This window comes from Mesorhizobium sp. ISC15, from assembly GCF_037162615.1.
Lineage (GTDB): Bacteria > Pseudomonadota > Alphaproteobacteria > Rhizobiales > Rhizobiaceae > Mesorhizobium > Mesorhizobium mediterraneum.
On record NZ_JAVSPX010000001.1, the window covers coordinates 4,922,032 to 4,933,915 of the forward strand.

13 protein-coding genes are annotated in these 11,884 nt (G+C 62.7%); 4 read left to right on the forward strand and 9 right to left on the reverse strand.

Translation table 11 applies throughout. The features are described 5' to 3' along the window. The 7 genes from RPG13_RS23625 to RPG13_RS23655 all read right to left on the reverse strand — a co-directional run bounded on the left by RPG13_RS23625 (position 1) and on the right by RPG13_RS23655 (position 6,932). Complete coding sequence (locus RPG13_RS23625; RefSeq protein WP_337126125.1) at positions 1-588, reverse strand: NAD(P)H-dependent oxidoreductase; 588 nt, start codon at positions 586-588, stop codon at positions 1-3. Further along, entirely contained in the window at positions 588-1,169 is a 582-nt protein-coding gene (locus RPG13_RS23630; protein WP_095486732.1) for an NAD(P)H-dependent oxidoreductase, read from the reverse strand. The genes RPG13_RS23625 and RPG13_RS23630 overlap by 1 nt, the downstream gene beginning before the upstream one ends. 206 nt (positions 1,170-1,375) lie before the next feature. Then, on the reverse strand, positions 1,376-2,776 hold the full coding sequence (locus RPG13_RS23635) for an FAD-binding oxidoreductase (RefSeq protein ID WP_442921351.1): 1,401 nt from the start codon (positions 2,774-2,776) through the stop codon (positions 1,376-1,378). Further along, a complete protein-coding gene (locus RPG13_RS23640; protein ID WP_127294348.1) occupies positions 2,773-4,074 on the reverse strand; it encodes a cytosine deaminase in 1,302 nt (433 codons plus the stop codon). Before RPG13_RS23640 ends, RPG13_RS23635 begins: the two co-directional genes overlap by 4 nt. A 175-nt stretch (positions 4,075-4,249) precedes the next feature. Continuing rightward, a complete protein-coding gene (locus RPG13_RS23645; RefSeq protein ID WP_095486735.1) occupies positions 4,250-5,101 on the reverse strand; it encodes an ABC transporter permease in 852 nt (283 codons plus the stop codon). Further along, on the reverse strand, positions 5,088-5,918 hold the full coding sequence (locus tag RPG13_RS23650) for an ABC transporter ATP-binding protein (RefSeq protein WP_127294344.1): 831 nt from the start codon (positions 5,916-5,918) through the stop codon (positions 5,088-5,090). The genes RPG13_RS23645 and RPG13_RS23650 overlap by 14 nt, the downstream gene beginning before the upstream one ends. Positions 5,919-5,927: 9 nt before the next feature. Beyond that, positions 5,928-6,932, reverse strand: coding sequence for an ABC transporter substrate-binding protein (locus RPG13_RS23655; protein ID WP_127294342.1), 1,005 nt, complete (start codon positions 6,930-6,932; stop codon positions 5,928-5,930). Between the two features lie 255 nt (positions 6,933-7,187). On the opposite strand from RPG13_RS23655, the gene RPG13_RS23660 reads away from it, so the two are divergent. The 3 genes from RPG13_RS23660 to RPG13_RS23670 all read left to right on the forward strand — a co-directional run bounded on the left by RPG13_RS23660 (position 7,188) and on the right by RPG13_RS23670 (position 9,120). Next, on the forward strand, positions 7,188-7,571 hold the full coding sequence (locus RPG13_RS23660) for a RidA family protein (RefSeq protein WP_127294340.1): 384 nt from the start codon (positions 7,188-7,190) through the stop codon (positions 7,569-7,571). Between the two features lie 83 nt (positions 7,572-7,654). Continuing rightward, positions 7,655-8,458 (forward strand): creatininase family protein, encoded by an 804-nt coding sequence (locus tag RPG13_RS23665; protein WP_337126127.1) that lies wholly within the window; start codon positions 7,655-7,657, stop codon positions 8,456-8,458. Positions 8,459-8,616: 158 nt separating this feature from the next. Then, positions 8,617-9,120 carry a GNAT family N-acetyltransferase gene (locus RPG13_RS23670; RefSeq protein WP_292714660.1) on the forward strand — a complete coding sequence of 168 codons (504 nt, stop codon included), beginning with the start codon at positions 8,617-8,619 and terminating at the stop codon, positions 9,118-9,120. Between the two features lie 58 nt (positions 9,121-9,178). On the opposite strand, the gene RPG13_RS23675 is transcribed toward RPG13_RS23670, so the two are convergent. Both RPG13_RS23675 and cobD read right to left on the reverse strand, forming a co-directional pair. Further along, positions 9,179-9,688 (reverse strand): tyrosine phosphatase family protein, encoded by a 510-nt coding sequence (locus RPG13_RS23675; protein ID WP_128242681.1) that lies wholly within the window; start codon positions 9,686-9,688, stop codon positions 9,179-9,181. A gap of 116 nt (positions 9,689-9,804) precedes the next feature. Further along, entirely contained in the window at positions 9,805-10,845 is a 1,041-nt protein-coding gene (gene cobD, locus RPG13_RS23680) for a threonine-phosphate decarboxylase CobD (protein ID WP_337126130.1), read from the reverse strand. Between cobD and cbiB the strand changes: the two genes are divergently transcribed. Next, positions 10,844-11,812 carry an adenosylcobinamide-phosphate synthase CbiB gene (gene cbiB / locus RPG13_RS23685; RefSeq protein WP_337126132.1) on the forward strand — a complete coding sequence of 323 codons (969 nt, stop codon included), beginning with the start codon at positions 10,844-10,846 and terminating at the stop codon, positions 11,810-11,812. The two genes, cobD and cbiB, sit on opposite strands and share 2 nt — an antisense overlap. Positions 11,813-11,884 lie beyond the last annotated feature (72 nt).

Here is an 11,884-nt window from a genome sequence, read left to right on the forward strand (position 1 = left end):
TCAGAAGCGCTCCAGCTTCTTTCTTCCTTTCTCCAGAAATGCCGCCCTCGTCTTTGGCGTCGACGCGTCCATCAGGTAGTGGGCCAGAAAGAACGTCTTGCAGCGGGTGGCGCAGAGCGCCCGCATGCCGCGCAGGATTGTCTTGCGTCCCGGCTGTCCGACGACGACGCTCCACCAGGTCGGCGCGCCGCAGGTCGTGATCACCCCGATCTTCGTCACATGCCTCATCAGCGACTGAATCCGTCCTTTGCCCGCTGGTAGCTTAAAGGCGACGTCGGTCGCCCAGACCCGGTCTAGCCACCCCTTCAGCATTGCCGGCAGCCCGTACCACCATGTCGGATAGATGAAGAGGATTCCCTGGGCCCAGTTTAGGTGGTCGATGTGCGGCTTGAGCGCCGGGTCCTGCGGGGCATGCTCATTGTAGGAGCGTCGCTCGCCGCAGCCCATGACCGGATTGAAATTCTCCGCATAGAGGTCGAGCAGCCGCGCCTCCCAGCCCCTCGCCTTCAGCACCTCGATGGCACTATCCCGGATCGCGGCGCAAAAGCTTTCGGGCACAGGATGGCAGTAAACCACCAGGACCCGCATCAGAAGGCATCCATGCTGGCGGCGACCTTCGCCATGAATCTTTTCCGCGTTTCATCGGTCGACAGGTTCATCGAGTAATGCGCGAGATAGGAAACGGAGGCGCCTGGCTTGACCGTGGCGCGCAACACACGCTTGACCAGCTTTCGCGGCGGGTCGCTCATCAGCATTGCATGGAGCCGGCTGCCGCCATAGGTGGTGACCGCCGCCAGCTTGCGGATGTTGTGCAGCGACGGCTTCACCTTGCCGTCGACCAGCTTGAACGACACGCCAGGCAGGAAAACGCGGTCGAAGAACCCCTTCAGGATCGCCGGATAGCCGTAGTTCCACACCGGGAATGACAGCACCAGCGCCTCGGCCTTTTGCAGCCTCTCGATATAAGCGGCCGCCGGATCAGCGGCGCCGCGCTCGTCGTGATAGCTGACCCGTTCGGCGCGCGTCAGCCTGGGATCGAAATTCTCGGCATAGAGGTCGCAATCGTCGACGGCATGGCCAGCGGCCGTCAGCCGCTCGACGATCACCTTGTGCAAACCGGCATTGAAGCTGGCCTCGACCGGATGGGCGTAGAGCACGAGGATTTTCATTGAAGTGCTCGCAGGTTGGCGCGAGGCACCCCCCTCTGCCCTGCCGGGCATCTCCCCCTCAAGGGGGGAGATTGGCCGTCACCATCGGTTTTGCCAAACACCAACGCGGCAAGGGGATCGAGGCGTAGAAACTGCCAATCTCCCCCCTTGAGGGGGAGATGGCCGGCAGGCCAGAGGGGGGTACAGCGCCACACGCTCGTCATCGTTCAACCCGCCTTCTCCAACCCCTTGAACAGGAACGACTTGCCCGAGCGATAGTCGTAGTCCGGGTTTTCCCAGGCGATCATCTTGCCGGGATTGAGCAGCCCTTGCGGATCGGTCTCGCGCTTGAAGGCGAGCTGCACCTCGTCCGTCTGCTTCATGCCGCCCTCTTCCAGCGTGTAGCGGTGCGGATTGAAGACCCAGCAGCCATTGTCTTCATGGATGCGGATGATCTCGTCGAGCCGCTCCGCTGTCGTGAAGCGGACCAGCGGCAGTCCGGCCACGCCGATCGCGCCATCGAAGCGGATGAATTCGAGATGCGTCGGCACCTCGTCGCCGAAGCGATCGATCATCGCCTTGACGTAAGCGAGGTGATCCGGCGAGGGATAGCGGGTCTGCAGATAAGTAATCGTCGAGTCGACCCTGATGGCACGCAGCGTCGTGTGGTTCCAGGTCAGCTCATAGGCCGGCGGCAGGCCTTTGAGATCGGCCTCCTTGTCGGCGCGGAAGACGATCTCGCCCTTGCTGCGTGCGGTGAGGGCGACAAAGGCATCCATCGCATGCGACGCGATCATGCAGACGACGATGCTTTGCTCGCGCCGGAAGAATTTCTGGTGCCGCTTGAAATAGTCATAGGGGATCGGAGCGGCGATCGGCGTGATCAGTTTCGCCAGAATGCCATCCTGGATGGCAAGACCATTGCCGAAACCGGCTGCATCCATGAAATCGTCGAAGCCGACTATGACATCGATCCAGTCGTAGCTTGCGGTCAGCGGCATCTCGACCTCGGTGATGATGCCGTTGGTGCCGTAGGCATGCATGACCTTCAGCACCTCCTCGCCGGTAAGATCCATGATGCGAGGCTCCGCCTCCATCGTCACGGTCCTGAGCCTGATGACATTGCCGAGGTCGCGCAGCCCGCCCCAGCGGATCGAGCCAATGCCGCCTGAACCGCCGGCGACAAAGCCGCCTATACTCGCCGTGTTGTAGGTTGACGGCGACATCCGAAGCTCCTGTCCGGAATGCGCCCGCGTCGCTCTGTCGATGTCGGCAAGCACGGCACCCGGCCCGGTCACGACGCGGCCCGGCGCAATCGTCTTGATCGTATTCATCTCGGCAAGGTTGAGCACGACGCCGCCGGACAGCGGCATAGCCTGCCCATAATTGCCGGTGCCGCTGCCGCGCGGCGTCGCCGGAATGCCATGCCGGTGACAGGCGGCGAGCACGCGGATCACCTCGTCTTCCGTCTTCGGCGTCACGATCAGGTCGCCGGTCACATGGTCGAGCTGCTGCTTCAGCACCGGGCTGTACCAGTAGAAATCGCGGCTCTTCTGCTGGACGATCGCCGGATGGTCGTCGATCTTCAGACCGTCGAGGTCGCGCTTCAGTGCCGAAATGTCCATCATTTCACCATCAGCTCGTCGAGTTCGGCATAGTCGGGCAAGTGGCGCTCGATGGCGCGGCCATCGCGCACCACGATGCGATCCGATTCGGGCCGCGACAGCAATTCCGTCCAGCTCCGCCCCCTAAAGACGACGAAGTCGGCCGCGCTGCCTGCGGCAAGCATGCCGAAACCATCGAGCCGCATCACCTTGGCCGGCGTCGAAGTCACCGCTTGCGGCCAATCGCCGACCGGGTGATCGAAATGCAGGATACGCGTCGCCATGCGGTAGACCTCCAGCATGTCGAGATCGCCATAGGCGTAGAACGGGTCCCGGGTGTTGTCGGAGGCGACGGCCACTGGAATGCCGCGCGCCTTCATCTCGTGCAGCAGCGTCACGCCGCGCCAGCGCGGCGTGGTGTTATCAGCCCGCCGGTCCTGCAGATAGAGATTGCACATCGGCAGCGACACCACGGCGAGCCGCGCCTTCGCCACCTTGTCCAGCGTGTCCAGCACATCGAGATCGGGCTGGCGTGCCAGCGAGCAGCAATGGCCGACAAGGATGTTTCCCTCAAAACCGTTCCATAGTGCCGCCTCGGCGATCTTCTTCAGCGAGATCGCCGAGGCGGCGTCGGTCTCGTCGGCATGGAAATCGAGGTCGAGGCCATGCTTGATCGCCTGCGCAAACACCTGGTCGAGAAGCTCTTCCAGGTCCGGCAGCATGTAGGTGACGACGCCGAGCACGCCCTTGGCCGCGGCGACGCGTTTGGCCAATCCTTCGAACCATTTCCCGTCGCGCACGCCTTCGATGCCGAGCAGACAGGCCGCCTGCAGCTCGATGCGGCCGCGCCATTGCTCCCGCATCGTCTCGAACACCGGCCAGGAGATCTCCTCCTGCGGCGCGACGCTGTCGAGATGGGTGCGCAGGCCTTTGGTGCCGTGCGCGTACGCTGAGCGCAGCGAAAAATCCATGCGGCGGGCAACATCGTCCGCGCTCCAACGGGCAGCGCGGTCAGCGCCGGTGGCATTCAGCGCGCCCATGAACGTGCCGTCGGGATTGGGTTTTCGAGGCCAGATATGGCCCTTGTCGATATGGGTGTGGCAGTCGACAAAGCACGGCATGACGATGCGGCCGCCGAGGTCGATCGTGCCTGCCGGTGTATTGGACTGGCGATGCGCGACGACGCTGGAAATCCTGCCGTCGGCGACGGCGATATTGGCGAGCGCAAACCCGTCGGCGTCGAAGGCTGCGGCAAGGCCCGGGGTTAGGGATGAATGAAGCCGGACGTTCGCAAGATGGTAAGAACCAGAAGCTGGTATCAAGCCTTACCCCCCTCTGTCCTGCCGGACATCTCCCCCTCAAGGGGGGAGATTAGCAGCTTCGGCCATGGCGTTCGTCTTGCAACGTTGGTGATTGGCGAAATCCTAGATGGCATCCAATCTCCCCCCTTGAGGGGGAGATGTCCGGCAGGACAGAGGGGGGTAACGGCGCCAACCATCATCGCTCCTGCCTCAGCGCGCTTTCATGCCAGCGCCGCAGGATCAGATGCGAGATCAGCGACAGCACCAGGAAGATCAGAATGCCGGTGAACGAGATCAGGATCAGCGCCGCGAACAGCCGCGGTGCGTTGAGCCGGTAGCCGGCCTCGATGATGCGCGAGGCAAGCCCCGACGACTGGCCGGTGGCTCCGGCGACGAACTCCGCCACCACCGCGCCGATCAGCGACAGGCCACCGGCGATCTTCAGCCCACCGAGAAAATAGGGCATCGCCGCCGGCAGCCTGAGATAACGCAATTGCTGCCAGCGGGTCGCGCCGTTGAGCTTGAACATGTCGCGCAGATTGCGGTCGACGGAATTGAGGCCGAGTGTGGTGTTGGACAGGATCGGGAAGAAGGCGACGATCCAGGCACACAGCAGAAGCTTCGTCGTCTGGTTGTCGACATAGATGTTGATCAGCGGGAAGATCGCGACGATCGGCGTCACCTGCAGGACGATGGCGAACGGGAAGAACGACATCTCCACCCATTTCGATTGCGCGAACAGCACCGCCAACCCGACACCGCCGATGACGGCCAGAAGCAGGCTGAGGAAGGTGATCTTGAGCGTCACCAGCAGCGAGGAGAACAGCAGCCCGGCATCGTCGAACAGCGTTTGCAGCACCACACCGGGGCGCGGCAGGATATATTTCGGAATGTCGTTCCAGACGCAGATTCGATCCCACAGCCAGATCGCCAGGATCATGATCGCCAGCGGCAGCACCCATCGGCCGATCTGCTCGAGCCGCTCCTGGCGTACGCGACGCGCCTCCTCTGGATCGAGCGTCAGCGCGTGTTCTTCAATGGCCGTCATGATGCGGTCCGGCAGTTGAGTTGATGGCGCCGATCAGCACGTCGGATGCCTGGCGGCAGAGCGCGGCATAGTCGGGCGAGGTACGGAAAGCTTCGTTGCGCGGATAGGGCGCATCGATGGCGAGTTCTTTGAACACCCGGCCCGGTCGCGCCGCCATGACGACGACGCGGTTGGAGAGGAAAACGCTTTCGAAGACGCTGTGGGTAACGAAGACGACGGTGAAACGCTCGTCCTGCCATAGTTCCAGAAGATCGTTGTTGAGCTTGAAGCGGGTGATCTCGTCCAGTGCCGCGAACGGCTCGTCCATCAGCAGAACGCGCGGCTTGGTCACCATGGCGCGGGCGATCGAGACGCGCATCTTCATGCCGCCGGACAGCTCGCGCGGCACGGCATTCTCGAAGCCGGTCAGGTGAACTCGCGCCAGCATCTCCATCACGACAGGCGCAGCCTTGGCCCGCGACACGCCCTTCAGCCGCAGCGGCAGCCAGACATTGTCAAAGACATCGGCCCAGGGCAGCAGCGTCGGCTCCTGGAAGACGAAGCCGATATTCGAACGGTCGACAGAGCTGCTGCCGCGCCAGTCGAGCACGCCGGAGGTCGGCGTCGACAGGCCAGCAATCAGCCGCAACGCCGTCGACTTGCCGCAGCCGGATGGGCCGAGAAGGCTGAGGAAATCGCCTTCCCGGATCGTCAGGTCGACATCGCTGAGCGCTGTCACGCCATTGGAAAATACCTTGTCGACGCCGCGCAGCGCCAGCAGCATCGGACCCTTGCCCGATGCGCTCGCCGGCGCTTCCGCCACTTTTTCCTGCATCATGCCTGGGCGCTATTTCTTCAGCTCGATCCCGACGCCCTTGTTGACGAAGGCCAGCGTGTAGGACTTCTTGATGTCGACACCGGCCGGCACGACCTTGGCCTTGACCATCTTGTCGTAGAAGCTCTGGATGCGCGCGTCGGTCATCGCGCCGATACCGAGTTTTTCCGTGTCGCCGGAATCGACGATGCCGAATTTCTTCATCTGCTCGATCGAAAACGCGATCTGTTCGTCACTGATGTCGGGATTGTCCTTCTTGATCGCCGCATTGGCGGCAGCGTTGTCGCCGTAGAGATAGTTGTACCAGCCCTTGGCCGAGCCATCGACGAAGCACTGAACAACCTCCGGCCGCTTGTCGATCGTGGCCTGCATGGTCTCGATCGTCGTCGCATAGGTGTCGAAACCGTAGTCTGCGAGCAGGAACAAATTGGGCTGGAAGCCGCCTTCCTTGGCGACCGCATGGGGTTCCGAGGTCACGTAGCCTTGCTGGATCGATTTTGGATTGGCGATGAAAGGTGCGGGGTTGAAGGTGTAGGGCACGCGCTTGGCCGGATCGAAGCCGAATTCCGTTACCATCCATTGGAAGAAGCTCTGTGCACCTTCGTCAGCGATGATGTACTGATCCGCGTTTTTCAGATCCTCCCATTTATCGAGCCCTTGACCTGGATGGGCCATGATCACCTGCGGCTCTTTCTGGAAGGAGGCAGCGACCACGCGCAGCGGAATCTCCTGCTGGACGGCGTCGAAGGCCTGTAGCATGTTGCCGCCCATATAGAAGTCGATCTTGCCGGCGAGCAACAGCGGCCGCCCGCTGACCTGCGGGCCACCTTGCATGATCGTTACGTCGAGCCCGCAAGCGGCATAGGTGCCATCCACCGCGGCCTGATAGTAGCCGCCGTGCTCGGCCTGGGCGAGCCAGTTGGTGCCGAAGGTGACCTTCTCATTTGCTGCCGCGCTCAGCGTGCTCGCGGCAAGCAGCACGATCGCGCCAACCGAGATCTTAAGTTTTCCGTCCATCCACACCACCCTTTGTTGGCTCGGGCGCGTCACGCGCCGGGCTCGACACCATCGATTCAAGAAGCAAGACACATGCCATCGCCGGGACCGCCCGCTTGCGCAACAGTCGTGCGCGAAGGCCGGACTGGTCATGCTGTACCGAAGGCATGGTGCCTATTTTTTGAACGCCTGTCCACAATCGCCCTGATAACATGCACCACCAACTTGAAGACACGGCTAATCCGGCCTTAGGCTGGTTGCGAAACGGAGATTGCCATGTTCAAATTCCTCACGCCGAAGTCGATCAAGCCGCCTTTCGCCCGCTACAGCCATGGCGTCGAGGTGCCGCCCGGCAAGAGGCTGGTGCTGTGTTCTGGCCAGGTTGCCATCACTGCGGACGATCAGATCCCGGAGGATGCCGGCGCACAGGCGGAACTCTGTTTCGGGAATATCGCCGCGATTCTCGGCGAGGCCGGGCTTGGACTCTCCGACATCGTTCGCATCAATGCCTATGTCACCGACCGCGCTTTCCTCAGGCCCTATATGGACGTCCGCGACCGCCTGTTCGCCAGCCCGGCACCCGCCTCGACGCTGATGATCGTGTCCGGTTTCGCGCGGCCGGAATTCAAGGTCGAGATCGAGGTCATCGCGGCAGGGTGATCGACAGGCGATCCTTCCCGCGCTAGGTCTGCACCGAAGAGGCCAGCCTATCGAAAAGGCCAGTCTATCGAAAAAGGCATGACATGACCGTTCCAAATAAACGCGTGTGGTGGGGCGATTACCGGACCACCGAATACGCCACCATCGACCCGGAGGCGACGATCGCCGTTCTGCCGGTGGCAGCGATCGAACAGCACGGGCCGCATCTGCCGGTTTCGACCGACACTTCGATCATGACCGGCATGCTCGACACGATGATCGCCCGCCTGCCGGGTGATCTCGACATCCGCATCCTGCCCGTCCAGGCAGTGGGCAAGTCGAACGAGCACCTGCATGCGCCGGGGACCCTCACTCTGCCGGCGGCGACCTTGATCGAGACGTGGACCGAGCTTGGCCTGTCGATAGCGCGCGCCGGCATCAGGAAACTGATCGTCGTGAACTCGCATGGCGGCAACGAGGAGATCATGGGCATCATCACGCGCGAATTGCGCGTGCGTGCAAAGATGCTGGCGGTGAAGACGAGCTGGCAGCGCTTTGGCCGGCCGGCCGGCATGTATACCGCGCTTGAGGACCGCCACGGCATCCATGGCGGCGACGTCGAAACCTCGCTGATGCTGCATTTCCGGCCGGATCTGGTCGACATGGCAAAGGCCGACAATTTCGTGTCCAATGTCGCTCGCGCCGAAAAGGAATTTTCGCTGCTGCGCCACACCGGAACGCACGCCTTCGCCTGGATCGCTACCGATCTCAACCCGAACGGCGTGGTCGGCGATGCCAGCATTGCAACGGCCGAAAAGGGCAGGCTGACCGCCATCCATCAGGCCGACGGATTCATCAGCCTGCTGAAGGATTTGCGCAAGGCCAAGCTGGTCGATTGGCTGGCCTAGGGGTCTGTTTCAGGTCAAGGTGAGCCAAAATGCGGATTTCTGCACACGCCGCGCTTGAGGTTCAAGGCAGACAGCCACTTTTGATGGCGCTAGTTTCCAGACCGTGCGTAAAGCAAAGTATCGCCGGTTGCTTCCAGTCTCACATCCATGGGTGCGCGATGGTTGTCGTCACAAAGGCACTGACCCTTGCTAACTTCCATGAAGCCGGCGCACTCATCGCGGAGATGGGCCAATGGGACGTTGCACAATGCGGCGTGCACGGACTTCCGTCCGAAGATGTGATTTCCGCCTACTATTCTGACGATGCCGCGAGCTTGTTGGAGAAATGCACCTCGCCCAGCACAGGCATGTACCTCGCTCGGGCTGGCTCTGTCGCCTTAGGTTGCGTCGGCTACGTCAGTCATGGAGATGTTGCCGAGATCATTAAGCTCTTCGTGCGTCCGGAAGAACGAGGAAAAGGCGTAGGCGCCCGCCTACTTGCGACGGCGCTCGATGCTATCGAGCAGTCCAGGTGCCAAAAGGTGAACCTAGTGACAGTTTCATTCATGACGAATGCAATCACCCTTTACCGCCAGTTCGGCTTTCAAGAGTGCGAACCGTTCGAACCGGCACCGAAGGGCTTGGAGGAAGCTACGCGGTACATGGAAAGGGTGATCAAATAGCTTCGATGAAAACAGGCGCAGCCCATCCAGATCGGGATGGATCAGGTTCTGACCAGAATCAGCCGTCGATCTTCAGCGCGAACGGCGTGCCTTCGAAGGCGTCCGCGCCGCGCCCAATCGCCTCGATGGCGCGGCTCATGCGGCCGTTGCGATCAAGCAGCGCGTCGGCAACTGCGATCAGTCGCGGATTGGGCGTCGCCGTCGGCGATAGCGCCCGCAGCGTCTCAGCCAACTCGACCTCGTCGCGCTTCGGCGCCAATGCGGCCGCGATGATGTAGGCCGAGGCCGTCGAACGGCTGATGCCGGCATAGCAATGCACGACCAGCGGCCTCGCACGATCCCATCGGCGCGCAAAATCGAGCAAGTCACGGACATGGATTTCGCCCGGCATGGTCATGCCGTCCTGCGCCACCGCAATGTCGTGCATGACCAGATGCAGATGGTTTTCCCTGATGATCGAGGCCGGGCGCGTCACCTCGGTACCGGCAGCCAGCAGGGAAAGCAGCCGCTCGGCGCCGGTTTTCGCGACCGTTTCCTCGACCTTCGACAGCGAACAGACATGGATCATTGCTTGGATCTCCTAATGCATGTCGCGCAAAAGTGCGCAGCGGTTTTGCGACAACGACATGCATAAAAACAAGAACTTAAAGCGCGTCGCATGAATCCGTTCAAATGCGACGCGCTTTAGGCGTCATCGTCGCGCTGTTGCGCCCAGTCGGCAAGAGCCGATTCGAGCCGCTGCCATTCTTCCTCCGGACCCGGCAGCCCGGCGCGCAGCACATGCGGCCGGCCGGAGAAATGACGAAGCAGGATGCCACGCTCGCCAAGTGCCGAAAACAGGCCGGCGGCGTCCGTCAGCCTGACATAGCGGAACAGCGTGGTGCCGCCGGCGACAGGCACGCCGAAGCGGCCGAACAGCGCATCGAGCCGCGCCGCATCCTCGGCCAAACGGCGTCGCATCTCGGCCTGCCAACCGGTGTCGGCAAGTGCGCGGATCCCATATTCGAGCGCCGGTCCGGCGACCGCCCATGGCCCGAACTGCGCCTCCAGCCGCTCGACCGTCAGCGTATCGGCCAGTGCAAAGCCAAGCCGCAGCCCGGCGAGGCCAAAGAACTTGCCGAAGGATCGCAATACGACGATGCCGCCTTGCTCGACATCGCCGGCCAGGCTTTCCGCGCGTGGGCCGACATCCATGAACGCCTCGTCGACGACCAGCAACCCGCCTCTGGCGCGCAATTTTCCCGCAAGCGCAAGCAGCTTCTTGCGTTCGATGATGCGCCCGTCTGGATTGTTGGGGTTAACGACGATGGCAAGGTTGGCTCCTGCCAGGGCTTCGAAATCATCGACCTCCATCACAGCATGGCCGGCGATCGCCGCCGCCCGCTGATGTTCGGCGTAGGTCGGCCCGAGCACCAGCGCCTTGCCGGGGCGCACCAGCGAGGCGACGCGCGGCAACAGGATCTGGGTGCCAGGCGCCGACATCACATGCGCTGCCGATGGCGAGCGATAGGCGCTTGCCGCGACGTCGGCCAACTCGCGGGCGCGCGCGGCTTCCGGCAATCTCGACAGGGCGGTGGCGGGCAACTCGAAAAACGGATAGGAGTGCGGATTGATACCGGTCGAGAGGTCGACGAAGGGTTGTGGCGCGTGCGGGAAAAGCGCCCTCGCCCGGCCAAGGCTTCCGCCGTGATCCACCACTGTCGCCGCTCCATCAAGAGACTTCATGTCGATCCTGATCGCTTTCCTGTCACTGGTTGTTGAATTCGCTGTCGGCTACCCGGCCTGGCTGTTCGGCGCCATCGGCCATCCCGTCACCTGGTTCGGCAGGCTGATATCCTTTCTCGACCGCAGGCTCAACCGCGATACTGATTCCGACGCCCTGCGTCGCCGGCGCGGTGTTCATGCGCTGCTGATCATCGTGCTGGTGCCGGCCGCCATCGCTTTCGCAGTTGAAACCATGCTTTCGGGCATTCCAGCCGGATTGATCCTCACGGCGATTCTGGCGACGTCGCTGCTGTCGCAGAAGAGCCTGGCCGAGCATGTCGAGGCGGTGGCCGACGGGTTGGACAATGGCGGACTCGATATCGGCCGTGTTGCCGTCTCGCGGATCGTCGGCCGCGATCCGGAAAAGCTCGACAGATCAGGTGTCTGCCGCGCGGCGATCGAAAGCCTGGCCGAGAATTTTTCCGACGGCGTCGTCGCGCCCGTCTTCTGGGTCGGCGTCGGCGGCTTGGCCGGCGGCGTCGCCTACAAGGCCGCCAACACCGCCGATTCGATGATCGGCCACCGCACGCCGCGCCATGAGGCCTTCGGCCGGGCGGCGGCGCGCTTCGACGATCTGATCAACCTGCCGGCGTCACGGCTGACCGCGCTGCTCATCGTGGCTGCCTCTTTCTTCGTCAAAGGCGCCGATGCCGGCAACGCCTGGCGCACCGTGCAGCGCGACGCGAAAAAGCACCGCTCGCCCAATGCCGGCTGGCCTGAGGCGGCGATGGCCGGCGCGCTTGGCCTGGCGCTCGCCGGCCCACGCTCCTACGACGGCGTCATGGTCGACGATGCGTTCATGGGCGAAGGCGGCCGCCGCGACGTGGAAAGCGCCGACATCAGGCGGGCGCTGAAACTCTACCGGGTCGCCGACTTTCTGCTGATCGCGCTGTTCGGCTTGCTGTCGGTGATCGTCATCGCTGCGTGACGGCGTCTCATCTTGAGGACGGCCGGTCGAGATCGGCTGAAATAAAAAACCGCCTCGGGGGCGGGTCGCTGG